Here is a 17,394-nt window from a genome sequence, read left to right as displayed (position 1 = left end):
TCACCGAGGACGTCGTGGTAGGGACCCTGCGCGTTACTTAGTGCCGGATGGAAGGGTTCGAACCGCGAAGCGTCCCCTTGCGCCTGGCTGCTGCTTGACCTTCACGTATGCGTCAATCCTTAGCGTCGGGGCATGACGACTGTGACGCGAACCTCCCGAGCGATTCAGCTGGCCGCGCGACCGAACGGATTGCCGGCATTGCCGGACTTCCGGCTGATCGAAGAGGCGGTACCCGACCCCGCACCGGGACAAGTGCTGATCCGCAACCTGTACCTGTCGCTCGATCCGGGGATGCTGATGCAAATCGGCGGATATCCCGAAATCCCGATGCCCGCCTTCGCCGTCGGCGAAGTGATGTCCGGTGGCGCGATCGGTGAGGTCGTCGCGTCCGCTGACCAGTATGTGCCGGAGGGAGCATTGGTGCTGCACCAACACGGCTGGCGCGAGTACGCCATCGCGGACGCCGACAGCGTTCGGGTCGTCGACGCACAGGCGTATCCGTCGCCGTCGACGTACCTCGGTTTCGGATTGGTCGCGTATGTGGGGCTGACCGTGGTCGCGGGGTTACGCGAGGGTGAGACCGTTCTGGTCTCCAGCGCCGCCGGAGCTACCGGAACCCTGGCCGGCCAGCTCGCGCGACTGCTCGGCGCCGGGCGAGTCGTCGGGAGCGTGGGATCACCGCGGAAGGCCCGCTACGTCATAGACGAGCTCGGCTTCGACACGGCGTTCGACTATCACGACCAGCCGTTGTCCGACCAGTTCCGGGCAGCCGCGCCGGAAGGGGTCGACGTGTATTTCGACAACGTCGGCGGCGCGCAACTGCGCGCCGCGATCGAGACGATGAACGTCGGCGGACGAATCGCCCTGTGCGGCGCGCTCGCCCGGCAGCGCGCGGGTGGGACGCCCGATGGTGGGCCCGGAGACCTGCTGCCGGTGATCGCGAAGCGAATCACACTGCGCGGATTCACCGCCCTCGATCACCTGGATCTGGCGCCGGAATTCGGACGGCGGTTACGCCAGTGGCTCGCCGAGGGTTCGCTGCGGCACGCCGAGAATGTCGTCGATGGGCTGGAAAACGCTCCACAGGCACTGCTCGACCTGGTGCGAGGTCGCTACACCGGGAAAGTAGTTGTGCGGCTCACGCGTTGAACAGTCACCACGGGAAGGACACGACAATGCTGATCGGTGAACTGGCGGAGCGGACCGGAACGACCACGCGCGCTCTGCGCTTCTACGAGGAACGAGGTCTGCTCACCTGTGAACGCACCACTTCGGGCTACCGCCGCTACGACGAAGAGGCGGTGAAGCGGGTACACAACATCCGGGAACTGCTCGATGCCGGATTCACCATCGACGATGTCCGCGCGTTCGTGCCCTACCTCGACCGCGACCTGCCCCAAACTTTCCCGTTCGAGCCGCGGTGCCCCAACGGGTACGCATCCGTCGGCCCACCACGGTTCGCCGAGCTCAATCGGCGCATCGCGAATCTGATCGAACTACGTGATCGCCTGATCGACCGGATGCCGTGGCTGGCACAGGACAGCCCGAGCGAGCCGACTGGCGAAGACCAACAGCCGTGCGGTACTTGAGCCCAGCCTCCCCCGAACTCAGCCGCGCGCCATATCCACGAACCGCGACAAATGCAGCTGATGGGCGACGGTGATCGTCGCGGTGGGGCCGTTACGGTGTTTACCGAGAATCAGGTCGGCCTCACCGCCGCGCGGGTCGTCGCGCTCGAAAGCGTCGGGACGGTGCAGCAGGATGACCATATCCGCGTCTTGTTCCAAAGATCCCGACTCGCGGAGATCGGACACCATGGGGCGCTTGTCGGTTCGTTGTTCGGGACCGCGGTTGAGCTGGCTGATCGCGACCACCGGCACTTCGAGTTCCTTGGCCAGCAGTTTCAGATTACGGGAGAAGTCCGAGACTTCCTGCTGACGGGATTCGACCTTTTTGCCGGACGTCATCAGCTGGAGGTAATCCACGACCACGAGTTTCAAATCATGGCGCTGCTTGAGCCGCCGCGCTTTGGCGCGGATCTCCATCATCGTCAGGTTCGGCGAATCGTCCACGAACAGCGGCGCCTCGCTGATCTCACTCATCCGCCGCGCCAACTTGGTCCAGTCGTCGTCGCTCATCCGCCCGGACCGCATATCCCCGAGCTTGATCTTCGCCTCCGCCGACAACAACCGCATGACGATCTCGGTACGACTCATCTCCAAGGAAAAGATAACGCTCGCCAAGCCATGCTTGATCGAGCAACTGCGCATGAAATCCATTCCCAAAGTCGAGTTGTGCGTGGGAATCATCGAGCGTCCGGCCAGATACAGATGATCGGCGTTGTCCACTTCGACGCAGCGCACCGGCACGCTGTCGATCCGGCGTACATCGACGACGAATCGCGAGTTCGATCGCACCGTGCTGCGGCTGGCGCGCCGTTCCTTGTGCAGCAAGGCCTTCCGATACAGACCGAACACCTCGTCGTCGGTGGCGAAGGTGAGGGTGTAAGCGGTAGAGGATTCCTCGGAACGCCCTCGGACTCGCTTGGTGGAGAGATGACAGCGGTAACCGAGGCCGACGATCAGCTCGTGCACGTCTGCGACGAGCCGGGCGTTCGTGACACTGAACTGTACGGAGCCGCCGTTGGTCACGGTGCCGTCGGTGTCCAGCAAACCGGCCAGTAGGGACCGTCGCTGTTGCTCGGACGCTCGCAGGTAGTCGATGGGAATGTGCTTGTCACCGAGGACACCGAGCGTCCGCAGGCGCGCCCGCACGCTCCCGACGGTGTTCCGGCACTTCTGGCACAGGCGCAGACCGATCGACCGTTCGCCGCAATTCGGGCAGCGCGGTGCAGGCACCGGAGCCGAAAGGAACCGAGCCTTTCCGCCGCAGGACCGCCCACAGGTGCGGACCTCGGTGGTGAAAGGAACGAATTCCTTGCCGCAGACCAGGCACTCGCGTGCGGGGATCGGCTCGTCGGCAGGCAATGTCAGCTGATAACGCAGCCGAGCCGACCGCGAGGGCACCGCGACGATCCCCTCGGCCTCGATTCGCGCGATGATCTCTGGATCGGCGCAGGTGAGCTGTGCGGCGGCGGACGTTCCGTCGCCGAGCCAGGCGCCCAGCGTGTAGGGCGGCACCGTCAGGGCGCGCGCAGGCAGTTGTAGCGGGCCGGAATTGCTGACCGAGTGGTTCAGTCTGCGATCCGCGGTGTCGCACCGCAGCGTTCTCGCGATCTCGGCGGTCGTACGCACCTCGGCAGCTGCCCGTTTCGACCGTCTGGATGCCCTGGTCTCCGTGAGCCATTGATGTTGTTCATCCGCGACGAGCACGGAGCCGTCGGAGAACTCCACCTCGTAGCAGGGACGCCCGGACAAAACGTCGGTCGCCGCTACGACGCGGGTGGGACGACCCTTCGCGTCCAACAATTCGTCGCCGACGTGGACCTCACCCATGGTGGTCCATCCGGTGGGTGTCGGAAGGGGGGTATCCAGGGCCAGCGCCTTGCCCACACCAGGCCTGGCCGCGACGATGATCATCTGACCGGGGTGCAGGCCATTGGTGATTTCGTCGAGTTCGGTGAAACCGGTGGGGACGCCGAGGGAGATGCCGCCGCGGCTGGCGATGGAGTCGATTTCGTCCATCGTCGGCTGGAGCAGTTCTTCCAGGGGGAGGAAGTCTTCGCTGGTGCGGCGTTCGGTGACCTCGTAGACCTCGGCTTGGGCGCGGTCGACGACCTCGGCGACGTCCTGGCCGTCGGCGCCCGCGTAGCCGTACTGGACGATGCGGGTGCCCGCCTCGACCAGGCGGCGCAAAATAGCCTTCTCGGCCACGATTTCGGCGTAGTAGCCCGCGTTGGCCGCGGTCGGCACGGTCTGGGTGAGCGTGACCAGATACGGCGCGCCGCCGATGCGCTTGAGCTCGCCACGGCGGTCCAGGCCCGCGGCGACGGTCACCGGGTCGGCGGGTTCGCCGCGCCCGTAGAGATCCAGGATCGTGTCATAGATGGCCTGATGGGCGGGACGGTAGAAATCGCCGGGCCGAATCGCCTCGACGACGTCGGCGATGGCGTCCTTGCTCAACAGCATGCCGCCGAGCACCGACTGCTCGGCCGCCATGTCGTGCGGAGGCTGGCGGCCGAAGTCCTCGCCGGGAGGTTCGGGCGGGAAGTCCGTGTGCCCGCGGTCATCGGTGGTTGTCACCAGACTCGACCGTCCTCTCTACCCCACGACCGGGATGCACCCTGTCGACTCGTTTTACTCCCGGGCACCGACACGTTCGAAAAAGCCTTTGACCAGGGCTCCAGCTACCGCCGCGGCACCGGTCCGTGCGCGCGCTCGGGAGCGGCCCGCGCGCAGCGATGCGACGAACCTAGGCGACCCGCTGGCTGTGCACCAAACCGCGCTGTGCACACAGCTGTGGATAACTTGGGGAGAGTTCACCCAACCGTGTGCACCCCCTGTGTACAACTTGGGGAAAACCCAGGTCGGCGGGGTCAAATACGCAGATAGATATGGACTTCCGCGTTCTTCCAGGTGTGGATTAATGAAGTACCGGCGTGTCGGCCAAGTTGAACAGCCGGGCGTGTTGGGTTAACAGCACGTGAGCTGCATATGGCCTGAATCACATTGCGGACGGTCGGTTCGACCAGTAATCCACAGGCTGGGTAGACCAGGCGTCGTTGCGGTGTGCGGTGCGGCCCAGATTGTCCCTGATGACGCGCTCGGTCATCCGGCAAATAATTAGCTACAAAGCGGCTCGCGGCAGCAGAGCACGACCGAGGACCACTCCCGTGAACGGACGGGAGTGGTCCTCGACGCGATGCCTGGAATCAGGCGGCGGTGACCGTGAGGTCGAACTTCGCCGCCACGTCCGGGTGCAGGTGCACCAGGATGGCGTGCTTGCCGGTCGACTTGATGTGCGCCTTCGGCAGCTCGATGCTGCGCTTGTCGATGACGGGGCCACCCGCCGCCTTGACGGCCGCGGCGACGTCCGACTGGGTCACCGAGCCGAACAGCTTGCCGGTGCCCGCGGTCTTCACCGCCAGCGAGACCGACTCCAGGTTCTCGATGGCCTGCTTCAGCTCGTTGGCGTGGTCCAGGTCGCGGACCCGGCGGGCTTCCTGCGCCCGGCGAATGCCCTCGACCTGCTTCTGCGCGCCACGGCTGGCCGCGATCGCCAGGCCGCGCGGCAGCAGGTAGTTGCGGCCGTAGCCGTCCTTGACCTCAACGGTGTCGCCGGGGGCACCGAGGTTGTCCACATCAGCGGTAAGAATCAACTTCATTGGCGTGCCTCCCTTTCTCAGCGAGCCGTCGACACGTAAGGCAGCAGCGCGACCTCACGCGAGTTCTTGACCGCAACCGCGACATCACGCTGGTGCTGGACGCAGTTGCCGGTGACGCGGCGGGCGCGGATCTTGCCGCGGTCGCTGACGTACTTGCGCAGCAACGCCGTGTCCTTGTAATCGATCGTGACGGTTCCGGTCTTGCTCTCCTTGCAGAACGAGCAAGCCTTCTTCTTCAGCACCTTTTCGCGCGCGGGCGCTTTAGGCATGGTCTTGTACTCCGTAATCAGTGATGGCCCGAATTCGTGCGGGCCGTTGTGGCCGTTCTCAGAACGGCGGTTCGTCATCCATGCGGCTGTTGCCCCCGAAGGAGCCTGCCGCGGGCGCACTGCCCCAAGGGTCGTCCTCGGCACCGCCGGAACGCCCACCGCCACCACCGGAGGAGGCGTAGCCGCCACCGCCGCCGGACCCGGACCCGAAGCCGCCGCCACCACTGCCGCGGCTGGTCTTGTTGACCTTCGCGGTGGCGTAGCGCAGCGAGGGACCGACCTCGTCGACCTCGAGCTCGACGACCGTGCGCTTCTCACCCTCGCGGGTTTCGTAGGAGCGCTGCTTGAGCCGTCCGCTCACGATGACACGGGAACCCCTGGTCAGGCTTTCGGCGACATTCTCTGCGGCCTCGCGCCAGATATTGCAGCGCAGGAACAGCGCTTCGCCGTCTTTCCATTCGTTCGAATTACGGTCGAACACACGGGGAGTCGACGCGACGGTGAAATTCGCCACCGCCTGTCCCGCCGGTGTGAATCGAAGCTCCGGGTCGGCCGTCAGATTTCCGATGACGGTGATGACCGTGTCGCCTGCCATGTGGTTCCTCCTGCTCGGTGTGCAGTCCGCGTCTCGCTGTTGCGCTAGAGCCTAGGCACAGGCTCCGACGCAAACGAGGGTTGCCGGACTACTTGTCGTGGCGCAGAACCTTGGTGCGCAGCACCGACTCGTTGAGACCGAGCTGGCGGTCGAGCTCGCTCACGGTGGCGGGCTCGGCGGTCAGGTCGACCACGGCGTAGATGCCCTCGGCGTTCTTGGCGATCTCGTAGGCGAGCCTGCGGCGGCCCCAGATGTCGACCTTGTCGATCTTGCCGCCCTCGGTGCGAACGACACTGAGCAGGTTGTCCAGCGACGGACCAACAGTGCGCTCGTCCAGGCTCGGATCGAGGATGACCATCACTTCGTAATGACGCACGGACCAATCACCTCCTGTGGACTAGGAAACGGCCACGGACGGTCCGTGGCAGGAGGGTCGTTGCGTCAGCAACCCGAACAGGCTACATGAGCGGCACCTGAGCAGTGAAATCGCCCCGCGAGCCGCCCCGGCTCGCACGTGTTCGGCTCGCGCGTTCGCGTCGCTAGGAAGGGGAATGGCGGCACGGCCCCGACCGTCCGCTTAGGGTGGATCCATGCCGACCGGACTCGCCGCCAGCGACCTGCCCGCGGGTGGCGTGCGACGCCGCGCGGCGTTCGCCGTGGTGGTGGTGCTGCTCTGCGGTCTCGTCCTCGCGCTGGCGTACGCGAACAAGGCGCGTTGCGCGGGTGCGCCGTTCGACCGGGACGGGCGCAGCACGGTTTTCGATGTGATCAAGGATTCGGACGTCTGCTATTCCGATATCCAATTCCTCTGGCTCGGCCGAGACATCAACGAGCACGTCTTTCCCTATGTGACCGGCGGCATCACCGACGACGGGGCGTTGGTCGGCGGCGCGGTGGAATATCCGGTGCTCAGCGGCGTGCTGATGTGGTTCGGCGCGGTGGGCGCGCACAATGACGCCGATTTCCTGCGGTACTCGGCGCTGCTGCTGGCGCCCTTCGCGTTGCTGACCGCGTGGATGCTGGCTCGCCTGGCCGGCGGCGCGGCCCTGCTGTGGGCGGCCGGACCGCCGCTGGTGCTCTATGCCTTCCACAACTGGGAGCTTCCGGTGGTGTGCACGGCGGTGGCGGCCGTCTACGTGATGACCGCGTTGACCCGCTACTCGGTGCGTACCAGGGGCGTCGTGGCCGCGGTGCTGCTCGGGCTCGGGTTCTGCCTCAAGCTGTACCCGGGGATCTTCGTGTTGCCCTTGCTGGCGTACGTGCTCACCGGCGGTGGCGAGCGCGACGCGGGAGCGGGCGATCGCGGACCGGACGTCCGTGGCGCTCTGCTCACCGCGGGCGCGGCGATCGGCACCGTGGTAGTGGTGAATCTGCCGTTCGCGCTGGTGGGTTACGAAGGCTGGCGCGCGTCCATCACCTTCCAGCAGTTGCGTCAGGCCGATATCACCACGAATTCCATCTGGTACTGGGGACTTCGGCCGATGTTCGGTCCCGATCCGCGCAGCGAGGCGGCGTTCCAGCAACTGGTCTCGGTCGCTTCCCCGTTGCTGGTGCTCGCGGCGTTCGCGCTGGCCATGTGGCTCGGCTGGCGGCGCTACCTGGCGACCGGCGTGTTCCCGTGGGTCGGTGTGAGCGGCGCGATGCTGTGTGGATTCCTGTTGTTCCACAAGGTGCATTCCCCGCAGTACACCCTCTGGCTGGTGCCGTTCCTGGTGCTGCTCGAGATCCCCTGGTGGTTGGTCGGCAGCTATCTCGTCGCCGACGCGGCCATCGGGATCGGGGTGTTCCGCTACTTCTACTCGATGGGTACGGGCAAGTCGGTCGAGTTGATGGAGCACATCGTCCAATTCGGTGTGTGGGGGCGCGCGAGCCTGCTGATCGTGTTCTTCTTCGTCTTCCTGTGGGCGGCGCCGCGTGGAAATCGGTCGATGACGCCCCGGGCCGCGCGGTCCGACCCCCGCGATCTGGTTCCGGTGGTCTAAGGCCCACCGTGCCGGGCCCGAAAGGCCGCGCTTTTGGCGCGGTTGCCGCACAGGGTCATGTCGCACCACCGGCGCGAGCCGCCACGGGAAGTGTCCACATACAGCCGCGTGCACACGGGGCGACCGCACTCCTTGACGAGCGCCCGGCTGCCCAGTAACTCGATCGCGGAACGTGCGACGGCGGCCAAGGCCGCGTCCGCGTCGCCGGAACGGACGACCGTGCCGTCGGCGCGCAGGCTGATCGAGGGCGGGACGCCCTCGGCGAATTCGTTGACGGTCCGGCGATCGCCGTCGTCGAAGGCGGTTTCGCGGGCAGCGGCCAGCGCCATGCGATAGGCCGCCTCACGCAAGCGCACCGCCCGCGCGAGGGTGTCCGCGTCGGCGGTTGGCGGGCTGTCGAGCAGGCCCGCGGCGACGATCCAGTCGGCCAGCGCCGCGGGTGTGGAGAGGACGTCCTCGAACCTGGTCGAGCGCCCCATGACGGTACCGGCGAAGTCCAGGGCGAGGTTGCCGCTCACGAAGGTGAACACCTCCTCATAGTAACCGCCTTGACAGGTTATTGAACCGGATGCCACTGTGATAACCACCCAAGGTGGTTACTCGAGGAGGGTCCGTGCAGAGCCGATTCGCGATGGTGGCCGCGCAGCCGCTGTTCGTCTTGTTGTGGAGCAGTGCGTTCATCGCGGGGGTGATCGGGGTCGGCGCGGCGCCGCCGCTACTGGTGCTGTTCGTGCGCTTCGCCGTCGCGGGAGTGCTGCTCACGGCCTACGCCCTCCTCGCGCGGGTCACGTGGCCGCAGGGAGGCCAATTGCGTCACGTGCTCGTCGCCGGGCTGCTGATGCAGATGGTCCAGTTCGGCGCGTTCTACACGGCGATGGCCGAGCATGTTTCGGCGGCGGTGATCGCGCTGGTGCAGGGCTTGAATCCGGTGGTCATCGCTCTGTGCGCCGGACTGATCGGCGAAGTCGTCACGATGCGGCAGTGGTTCGGCTTCGGCATCGGCGGCATCGGAGTCGCACTCGCCGTGTTCGACCAGTCCCACTTCTCCCTGGCCGGACTGCTGCTGTGCGTGGCAGGGCTGCTCGGGTTGAGCATCGGCACCGTGTACCAGAAGCGATTCACGCCCACCGTCGATCCCAGGGCGGCCACGGCGCTGCACGTGGCGATCAGCGCGCCGATCGCCGGGGTGCTGACCTGGCTGTCCGGCCAAGTGCACGTGTCGGACGTGGGCCGGTTCGCCGGGTCGCTCATCTGGATGGTGCTGGTCAACTCCATGGCCGCGTTCCTGCTGCTCAACGCCATGTTGCGCCGGTGGGACGCGACCAGGGTGGGCAAGCTGTTCTTCGCGACGCCCGCCGTGACCGCGATCCTGGCCTGGTTGCTGATCGATCAGCCGCTGCGACCGTTGACCGTCGCCGGACTCGCCATCGGCCTGGTGGGTTTGGTGTTCGCGGCTCGCAAGCCGGCGACGGCGGTCGTCGCGCGGCAGCCGGTGCCGGTGCCGCGGTGACCTACTTGCGCCCGGCCTGCCACTGCATGCCCCACTGGTATGCCTGGTCGAGTTCGCGCTGGGCGCCGTTGACGTAGTGCACTTCCCGGTGCACGGTGACCCCGGCCCCCTGGTTCTGCAGCAGGGCGATGGCGCACGAGCGAGCGCCGTCCACCGGAGAATCGAGGCGGACCTCGACCTGCGGACCGGATGTGGGGTAGAGCGTCACCACGCCGTCGGCGGCGGCCCAGTTCGGCACACCCTCGTAGATGAAGGCGAAGATCAGGATGCGCCGGAACAGCTCGGGCCGCGCGAGGTCGATGTGCAGGTTCTCGCCCGACGCGGCCGCGCCGCTGCGATCGTCGCCGTCGAGCCGGATGTAGGGCTCGGCCTCCAGCGTGCCGAAATTGCCGCCGATCGCCTGGACGACGCCCTTGGCGCCGTTGGACAGTTCGTAGAGACAGCCGAGGTCGAGATCGATCGGCTTGGCGCGGCGGAAGAATCCCCTCGGTCCGCTCGACCAGTTCAGGTTGACCCGCATGGTGCCCTGCTGCTCACCCGGCTTGGTCAGGTTGATGCTCGGTGTCGCCTTCGACAGGGTCACCTTGGACAGGTTGACGCCGCCGGGGTTGTCGTCGATCGCCATGGCGCGATCCCCCCTCTGTGGAAACGAGAGCGGCAGCGGCCATCCCTCGGGATGGGGCCGCTGCCGCAACGGGTCTTCGGGCTGCTTGCCGGGAATCAGCCTACCGGCGTCGGTTCCCGTTCGCTGTCCAGTTCCTCTTCGTCCGCTCGGCCGTTGCGGACGATGCTGGTGATGAACGCCGCACCGATGAACGCGACGCCGACCAGGCCGGTGACGACCTCGTTGATGTGCACGCCGATCGAGACCAGCAGGATCGCCGCGAGCGCGCCGATCGCCCAGTGCGCGCCGTGCTCCAGGTAGACGTACTCCGACAGCGTGCCCTTGCGAACCAGGTACACCGTGATCGACCGGACGAACATGGCGCCGATCAGGCCGAGGCCGAGCGCGATGATGATCGGGTCGGAGGTGATGGCGAACGCGCCGATCACGCCGTCGAAGGAGAACGACGCGTCGAGCACCTCCAGGTAGAGGAACAGGAAGAAGCCCGCCTTACCGGTGGCCTTGACCAGCTCCGACGGCCCTCCGCTCTGCTCCTCGGTGTGGAACATGGAGCCGAGCCCGTCCACCGCGATGTAGGTGATCATGCCGAGCAGGCCCGCGACCAGCACGGTCGAGCGGTGCGCCTCGTCGGCGATGAACTCCGCGGTGAGGATCAGGCCCGCACCCGCGACCACCACGGAGAGCATGTCCAGCTTGCCCGCCTTGGCAAGCGGCCGCTCCAGCCAGCTCAGCCAGGTGATCTCGCGTTCCTCGAAGATGAAGTTGAGGAACAGCAGGGCCAGGAACATACCGCCGAACGCCGCGATCTGCGGATGCGCGTCGGTGAGCAGTTTCTCGTAGCTCGGGCTGCCGTCCGGGAAGGTCAGGGCGCCGTCCGGGGGCGGGTTGAGGGCCAGGTCGAAGGCCCGCACCGGATCCAGCCCCGCGGTGATCCACACGATCGCCAGCGGGAAGACCAGCCGCATGCCGAACACGGCGATCAGCACGCCGACGGTGAGGAAGATCCGCTGCCAGAACGCGCTCATCCGTTCCAGGACGGTGGCGTTGATCACGGCGTTGTCGAACGAGAGCGACACCTCGAGGATGCCGAGGATCGCGGCGAGCGCGAGGGCGGTCGGTCCGCCGTACACGACCGCGACGACGAGCGAGAGCACCGTGACGACGAGGGACATGCCGAATATGCGCAGGACCACGCTGGGACCTTTCGTGAGTGAAAACGAGGCGGCGACGTTTGCTACCAGCGTGGCTGCTGGATCGCCGGTTGTCCAACGTTGCTCCCAGGGCGCCGGCATGCCTGGGTGGCACGACGAGGGGGCCCGTCGCCGGGCCCCCTGTGAACAGCTAAGTGGGGCTTAGACGTTCACGCCGTAATCACGGGCGATGCCCGCCAGACCGGAGGCGTAGCCCTGACCGATCGCGCGGAACTTCCACTCCGCGCCGTTGCGGTACAGCTCGCCGAAGACCATGGCGGTCTCGGTCGAGGCGTCCTCGGTGAGGTCGTAGCGGGCGAGCTCCTCGCCGTTGCTGCGGTCCACGACACGGATGTAGGCGTTGCGGACCTGGCCGAAGGACTGCGACCGGGAGTCGGCGTCGTAGATCGAGACCGGGAAGAAGATGCTCTCGATCGTGGGCGGGGTGTTCGCCAGGTCGACGTTGATGACCTCGTCGTCGCCCTCGCCTTCGCCGGTCCGGTTGTCGCCCGCGTGCTCGATCGAGCCCTCGGGAGAACGCAGGTTGTTGAAGAAGACGAAGTGCTGGTCGGACAGGACCTTCTTGTCCCCGCCGGTCGCGATGGCGCTGGCGTCGAGGTCGAAGTCGGTGCCGGTGGTGGTCCGCACATCCCACCCCAGGCCGACCGAGACAGCAGTGAGGTTAGGCGCCGCCTTGGTCAGCGAGACATTGCCGCCCTTGGACAAACTGACACCCATGCGGGATTCCCTTTCAATAGTCCGTCATTGGTTCCCAGCATGTCCGGATCGCCGGGGACGCCATCGACAGTAGTAGGTTTCCGCGAACTTTCGTAGGAACCCGCGTAACCCCCGGCGAACAGGAAGATCTCCTACCATCGGGGCGTGGCAGGCCGGAGGCGTGGATGGTTTCGTTCGTCGGAGAACGACGAGTGGATCGAGCATGCCCGCACGACGCTGGCGACGGCTTTCCTCGACATGGATCGGCGCCAGAGCGCGGCCGAGGCGGCGGTGCACGCCGCCGATCAGATCTTCCCCGAGCGGCGTACCGGCGCGCGCTGGGAACCGTTGCGGCACAGATGCTATGGCGCCGCGGAGGTGTATCTGACGCTGAGCGCCGAGCTGGAGGCCGCGCAGCAGGGCGGCCCGCCGGTGCCGCAGGGCCGGCAGCGCGTCGACGCGGCGGTACGGCAACTGGCCGACGCGGCGCGCGCGGTCGACGAGTTCTATCGCGGCGACCAGGGCAAGCTGGAGGAGGCGGTGGCGGTGCTCGGCGCGGTGCCGCAGTTGGCCCAGCAGGTGAAGGTCGCCGCGGCCGGTGTGCGCGGGCGGGCCGCCGAATCGGAGTTCGCGGACTATCCGTCGGTGCGCAGGCACGCCGCCGCGGTCGATGAGGCGCTGGTCACACTGGAGGCGGCGGGTTCCGGCGGGTCCGCGGGCACCGTGCGGGAGGCCGCGAACCATCTGCAGGCGGTCACCAACGAGCTGGCGGATGCGTTGGCGCAAGCACCATCTCGGGCGGCGGCCGCGAACAACGCGATATCGTCCGTGACAACCCGGCTTGCCGCGGTCCGGACCAGGGCCGAAGGCGTTCCGCAGGCGTTCTCGGCGCTGCTGCGCGAGTTCAATGCTGCGAGTTCGGCCGATCTGGCTAACAATGAGCGGGAAAGTCAGCGAGCCATCGAGGCCGCGGACGCGGCCCTCGGCAGGGCGCGTGCGGCGGCGGTAGAGAACAATCCGGAGTTTGCACTTGATCTGACCACATCCGCGCGCGGGTTCCTCGCCGAGGCCGAGCAGCGAGTCGACGCCGTCACCAAGCGGCTCAGCCTGCTGCGTGCGATTCGGTCCGACCCGCACGAACAGGCCAAGGCCGTACGATTCCGGCTGCGGGACGCGCAGATGCTCGCGGTGAGCCGCGGGCTGGTCGCCGAATGGGGCTCGGTCCTCGACGCGCAAGCGGCACGAATCGACCGAATCAGCGAAACACTGTCGGGGCGTCACCCCGACTACTGGGCCTATGTGGCGGAACTGGATGCCGTCACCGAATTCATAGCCGGGGTAGTGGATCGAATGAGAAGACAAGCAGGACCACGACGAGAATGAGAATGGGGCAACGATGACCGCAGGCATCGCCGTCCAGCAGGAGGTTTCCCTGCGGAAGCGAATGCCGCTGCGCCACTTCCGGCAGTTGCCCGGACCGGAGGCGAGGCGTCTTTTCCACCGGCAGCCCGAACCGTTCGGCGACGACAACACCGACCGCGAGCTGCTCGCGATCGGTCTCGGTGCGACGCTGTACGCGCCCGCGACCAGGCCCGATCTCGCGCTGACGATCGGCAGGCGGGCCGGGCACGGCGTGTGTTCGATGGTGATCGACCTCGAGGACGCGGTGGCCGATCACGAGGTGGAGTACGCCAAGCGGCAGACCGTCGACGCGCTGGATCTGCTCGCGGGCAGCCACGACGCCAACCCGCTGTTGTTCGTTCGGGTGCGCGACGCGGACACGATCACCGAGCTCATCGAGCAACTCGGACCGGGCGCCAAGGTGCTGACCGGGTTCGTGTTCCCGAAGTTCGACAGCGTCACCGGGCCGAAGTACCTCAACGCGCTGAACGTGGCGGCCCAGCGGCTGGGCCGGCCGCTGTACGGGATGCCGGTGCTGGAGTCGGCGGGGCTGGTGCATCGGGAGACCCGCGATTACGAACTCACCCAGATCGCGGCGCTGCTGGCCGCGCACCGGGACCGGGTGCTCGCGGTGCGGGTCGGCGCGACCGACATGTGCTCGACCTTCGGCATCCGGCGCGACCGCGACCTGACCATCTACGACGTGCGCGTGGTCGCCGACGTCATCGCCGACATCGTGAACTACCTGGGGCGCGCGGACGGAACCGGATTCGTCATCACGGGGCCGGTGTGGGAGTACTTCGCCGATCACGAACGGATGTTCCGGCCGCTGCTGCGGACGGCGCCGTTCGAGGAGTCCGACGCGGTGCCGTTCCGGCAGTACCTGGTCAGCCGGGATCTGGACGGTTTGCTGCGGGAGATCACGTTGGACCGGGCCAACGGCATCCAGGGCAAGACGGTGATCCACCCGTCCCACGTGGCGGCCGTGCACGCGTTGTCGGTGGTGACACACGAGGAGTACTCGGACGCGCTGGACATCCTGCGCGACGACGTCGGCGGCGTGGCGGCCTCCGGCTACCGGAACAAGATGAACGAGATGCGGCCGCATCGCAGTTGGGCGCGACAGACCCTGTTGCGCGCGCGGGTGTTCGGCGTGGCGAACAAGGGAGTGTCGTTCGTGGATCTGCTGACGGCGTTGGTCACCGTATGAGCCGAACCGCGACCGATTTCGGCGACAACGAAACATTCTGGGCGACAAAGGTTCTCGGTATAGACCTGCATCACGATCCGGTGCGCGAACTCGGCTCGGACCGGCTGCGCACGGCGCGTTTGCCGATCACGGCCCTGGTGCAGCCGGGTGTGCGCCACAACAATCGGCGCCGGGCGCACCTGCTGGTTTCCACCGTGCTGGGCAAGCATCTGCCGACCGATCCGCGGGTGGTGCTCGGTGCGGGCGATCAGCTGGGCGATCTGGTCCGCGCGGTGCTCGGTGAGCGCGATGCCGTCGTGCTCGGATTCGCCGAGACCGCAACGGGTCTCGGTCATTGTGTGGCCGCGCGAATCGGCGCGAGCTGCTATCTGCATTCGACCCGGCGCGCGGTGCCGCACGCGTCGACGCTCGCCGGTTTCGAGGAAGGGCACTCGCACGCCACTTCCCACCTGCTGCAACCGGCGCCTGCCGACATCTTCGTCAACGATCTGCCGCTGGTACTCGTCGATGACGAGATTTCCACCGGCGCGACGGCGATCGATGCGGTGCGCGCGCTGCACGCCTTCGCGCCCCGTGCGCACTACGTGCTCGCGTCACTGGTCGATCTGCGCACCGAGGCCGATCGCGCCCGATTCGACGCGGCCGCGGCCGAACTCGGTGCCCGGATCGACACGGTCTGTCTCGCCATCGGTCGCGCGTCGCTGCCCGACGGGCTGGTCGAGGCGGTCGGCGCCCTTCCCGAACCGCGGCTCAACCCGACCGCCGCGCATCTCGGTTCGTTCGGGCGCGTCGAACTCCCCTGGCCGACCGCGGTTCCAGAGGGTGGCAGGCACGGCGTACTCGCTTCCGACATCGGCGCGTTCGAGGCGGCGCTGCTGGAAGCAGGCCAGGCTTTGACCGCCCGGCTCGACGCGGACTTCGCGGGCAGGCCCGTCATCGTGCTCGGACACGAGGAGCTGATGTACCTGCCCCTGCGATTGGCGGCGCTCCTCGCCGAGTCGGGCACGCCCACCCGCTTCCAGACCACCACGCGATCGCCCGCGTACGTGCTGGATGAGCCGGGATATCCGTTGCGGCGAGGGTTTCGCTTCACCGCGCCCGAGCCGGGCGATGCCGCGCCGCGCTATCTCTACAACGCGCAGTGGCCCGCGACCTCGCTCGACCTGTTCGAGGCCGACTTGGCGGGGCTGGTCGCCGCCCCGTCGGAGCGCGATGCCGCCGTGACGATCACCGACGACGGTGTGGACAGCGGCGCGGAGGGCGACGGCCCGGCCGCCGATCCGGTGCTCGTCGTCGTGGTCGACTCGCCTGCCGACACCGCGGAGCTGACGGCCGAACACGGGCTGATCGATGTACTGACCGCTTCCGGGGCCGACGTGCTGCTCGCGGTGCTGCCGGAGGCGGATCCGCGGCGGCTGTACGCCGAACGCGTGGAGTCGAACGGGAGCCGGATATGACCGGTACCAGGGTGGGCGCGCTACCCATCCCGTTGCACGGACCGGAATTCGGCTCCTACGCGGCCGAGGAAGTTTCCTGGCTGCTGAAGGATCTGTCGGAAGTCGACCTGGAGGCCGACATCGCCGAGCGGGAACGGCGGATCCAGGCCGGGAAGGCGCACTACGCGGAGTCGCTGCCGATCGAATATCAGCCCGACGCGTCGTACCGGGCGCTGTTCGACGAGGTGCTCGCGGCCAGCGCCGAACGGCTCGCGCTGGCCGTGGCGACCGTGTCGGAGCTGGTCGTCGCCGAACGTGGCGAGGACGTCGTCCTGGTGTCGCTGGCCCGCGCGGGCACGCCGGTCGGCATTCTCATGCGCCGGTGGCTGCGTTCGCGGCGTCCGAGCCTGGAGGTGCCGCACTACGCGGTGTCGATCGTGCGGGATCGCGGCATCGACGCGGTGGCGCTGGACTATCTGGCCGAGCAGCACGATCCGTCCTCGGTCGTGTTCGTGGACGGATGGACCGGCAAAGGCGCGATCACCCGCGAACTGACCGAAGCGCTGGACGCCTACCACGCCGCCGGTGGCCCGCGGTTCGACGACGAATTGGCGGTGCTGGCCGATCCAGGGCACTGCGTGCGCACCTACGGCACCCGCGACGACTTCCTGATCGCCTCGGCCTGCCTGAATTCGACTGTCTCCGGCCTGGTTTCGCGCACGGTTCTGAACGACACGCTGATCGGACCCGGCGATTTCCACGGCGCCAAGTTCTACCGCGAACTGGCCGGTGACGACGTGTCCGGGCGCCTGCTGGACACCGTGAGCGGCGCCTTCGACGCGATCCGCGATCGGGTGCCCGCCGAGGTGGCCGCGATCCGCGCGAGCGACCGGACGCCCACCTGGACCGGCTGGGCATCGGTGGAGCAGGTGCGGGAGCGGTACGGCATCACCAGCGTGAATTTCGTGAAGCCCGGTGTCGGCGAGACCACGCGGGTGCTGCTGCGGCGGGTGCCGTGGCGGGTGCTGGTGCGCGAGGCGGACGCGCCGGAGCACGCGCACATCCGGATGCTCGCCTCGGCCCGGGGTGTCCCGGTCGAAATCGTCGCCGACCTGGCATATTCGTGTATGGGATTGATCAAGGACGTGCAGCAGTGAACCTATCCCCGGCAACCC

General features: G+C 67.3%; 17 protein-coding genes. 8 read left to right on the top strand and 9 right to left on the bottom strand.

The window, feature by feature from the left end; genetic code table 11:
- The first annotated feature begins 132 nt into the window (after positions 1-132).
- Together AB0L97_RS02995 and AB0L97_RS02990 are read left to right on the top strand one after the other, a co-directional pair.
- Positions 133-1,149: an NADP-dependent oxidoreductase gene (locus tag AB0L97_RS02995; protein WP_364424834.1), complete on the top strand. Its 1,017-nt coding sequence runs from the start codon at positions 133-135 to the stop codon at positions 1,147-1,149.
- Positions 1,150-1,175: 26 nt separating this feature from the next.
- Positions 1,176-1,589 carry a MerR family transcriptional regulator gene (locus AB0L97_RS02990; protein ID WP_355071136.1) on the top strand — a complete coding sequence of 138 codons (414 nt, stop codon included), beginning with the start codon at positions 1,176-1,178 and terminating at the stop codon, positions 1,587-1,589.
- Positions 1,590-1,607: 18 nt separating this feature from the next.
- Here AB0L97_RS02990 and dnaB read toward each other — a convergent pair whose 3' ends face one another.
- The 5 genes from dnaB to rpsF form a co-directional block, all read right to left on the bottom strand.
- Positions 1,608-4,202, bottom strand: a complete 2,595-nt coding sequence (gene dnaB, locus AB0L97_RS02985; protein ID WP_364424833.1) for a replicative DNA helicase — start codon at positions 4,200-4,202, stop codon at positions 1,608-1,610.
- Positions 4,203-4,831: 629 nt separating this feature from the next.
- The gene (gene rplI / locus AB0L97_RS02980; protein WP_364424832.1) at positions 4,832-5,284 is read right to left on the bottom strand and encodes a 50S ribosomal protein L9; all 453 of its coding nucleotides are present in this window, start codon (positions 5,282-5,284) and stop codon (positions 4,832-4,834) included.
- 17 nt (positions 5,285-5,301) lie between these two features.
- Positions 5,302-5,553 carry a 30S ribosomal protein S18 gene (gene rpsR, locus AB0L97_RS02975; protein WP_043700357.1) on the bottom strand — a complete coding sequence of 84 codons (252 nt, stop codon included), beginning with the start codon at positions 5,551-5,553 and terminating at the stop codon, positions 5,302-5,304.
- Positions 5,554-5,611: 58 nt separating this feature from the next.
- Entirely contained in the window at positions 5,612-6,148 is a 537-nt protein-coding gene (locus tag AB0L97_RS02970) for a single-stranded DNA-binding protein (protein WP_039803206.1), read from the bottom strand.
- A gap of 88 nt (positions 6,149-6,236) precedes the next feature.
- Positions 6,237-6,524: a 30S ribosomal protein S6 gene (gene rpsF, locus AB0L97_RS02965; protein ID WP_364424831.1), complete on the bottom strand. Its 288-nt coding sequence runs from the start codon at positions 6,522-6,524 to the stop codon at positions 6,237-6,239.
- Between the two features lie 214 nt (positions 6,525-6,738).
- Between rpsF and AB0L97_RS02960 the strand changes: the two genes are divergently transcribed.
- A complete protein-coding gene (locus tag AB0L97_RS02960) occupies positions 6,739-8,130 on the top strand; it encodes a hypothetical protein (protein WP_364424830.1) in 1,392 nt (463 codons plus the stop codon).
- Here AB0L97_RS02960 and AB0L97_RS02955 read toward each other — a convergent pair.
- Positions 8,127-8,660: a CGNR zinc finger domain-containing protein gene (locus AB0L97_RS02955; protein ID WP_364424829.1), complete on the bottom strand. Its 534-nt coding sequence runs from the start codon at positions 8,658-8,660 to the stop codon at positions 8,127-8,129. The two genes, AB0L97_RS02960 and AB0L97_RS02955, sit on opposite strands and share 4 nt — an antisense overlap.
- A gap of 83 nt (positions 8,661-8,743) precedes the next feature.
- Here AB0L97_RS02955 and AB0L97_RS02950 point away from each other — a divergent pair, with 83 nt between their 5' ends.
- The gene (locus tag AB0L97_RS02950) at positions 8,744-9,640 is read left to right on the top strand and encodes a DMT family transporter (protein ID WP_364424828.1); all 897 of its coding nucleotides are present in this window, start codon (positions 8,744-8,746) and stop codon (positions 9,638-9,640) included.
- Between the two features lies 1 nt (position 9,641).
- On the opposite strand, the gene AB0L97_RS02945 is transcribed toward AB0L97_RS02950, so the two are convergent.
- The 3 genes from AB0L97_RS02945 to AB0L97_RS02935 form a co-directional block, all read right to left on the bottom strand.
- Positions 9,642-10,265 (bottom strand): Tellurium resistance, encoded by a 624-nt coding sequence (locus AB0L97_RS02945; protein ID WP_364424827.1) that lies wholly within the window; start codon positions 10,263-10,265, stop codon positions 9,642-9,644.
- Between the two features lie 95 nt (positions 10,266-10,360).
- Positions 10,361-11,458, bottom strand: coding sequence for a DUF475 domain-containing protein (locus tag AB0L97_RS02940; protein WP_355071148.1), 1,098 nt, complete (start codon positions 11,456-11,458; stop codon positions 10,361-10,363).
- 159 nt (positions 11,459-11,617) lie between these two features.
- Positions 11,618-12,193 carry a TerD family protein gene (locus AB0L97_RS02935; RefSeq protein WP_355071149.1) on the bottom strand — a complete coding sequence of 192 codons (576 nt, stop codon included), beginning with the start codon at positions 12,191-12,193 and terminating at the stop codon, positions 11,618-11,620.
- A gap of 144 nt (positions 12,194-12,337) precedes the next feature.
- On the opposite strand from AB0L97_RS02935, the gene AB0L97_RS02930 reads away from it, so the two are divergent.
- The 4 genes from AB0L97_RS02930 to AB0L97_RS02915 are packed head-to-tail and all read left to right on the top strand — an operon-like array spanning position 12,338 to position 17,376.
- A complete protein-coding gene (locus tag AB0L97_RS02930) occupies positions 12,338-13,555 on the top strand; it encodes a hypothetical protein (protein WP_364424826.1) in 1,218 nt (405 codons plus the stop codon).
- Positions 13,556-13,568: 13 nt separating this feature from the next.
- A complete protein-coding gene (locus tag AB0L97_RS02925) occupies positions 13,569-14,783 on the top strand; it encodes an HpcH/HpaI aldolase/citrate lyase family protein (RefSeq protein WP_355071153.1) in 1,215 nt (404 codons plus the stop codon).
- Positions 14,780-16,240, top strand: a complete 1,461-nt coding sequence (locus tag AB0L97_RS02920; protein ID WP_364424825.1) for a phosphoribosyltransferase family protein — start codon at positions 14,780-14,782, stop codon at positions 16,238-16,240. Before AB0L97_RS02925 ends, AB0L97_RS02920 begins: the two co-directional genes overlap by 4 nt.
- On the top strand, positions 16,237-17,376 hold the full coding sequence (locus AB0L97_RS02915; RefSeq protein WP_355071157.1) for a cysteine protease StiP family protein: 1,140 nt from the start codon (positions 16,237-16,239) through the stop codon (positions 17,374-17,376). Before AB0L97_RS02920 ends, AB0L97_RS02915 begins: the two co-directional genes overlap by 4 nt.
- Positions 17,377-17,394 lie beyond the last annotated feature (18 nt).

The organism is Nocardia sp. NPDC051911 (assembly GCF_040681035.1).
In the GTDB taxonomy this organism is placed as follows: Bacteria; Actinomycetota; Actinomycetes; order Mycobacteriales; family Mycobacteriaceae; genus Nocardia; species Nocardia sichangensis.
The sequence above is the reverse complement of the archived record's forward strand: the minus strand, read 5'-3'. Positions and strand labels throughout refer to the sequence as shown.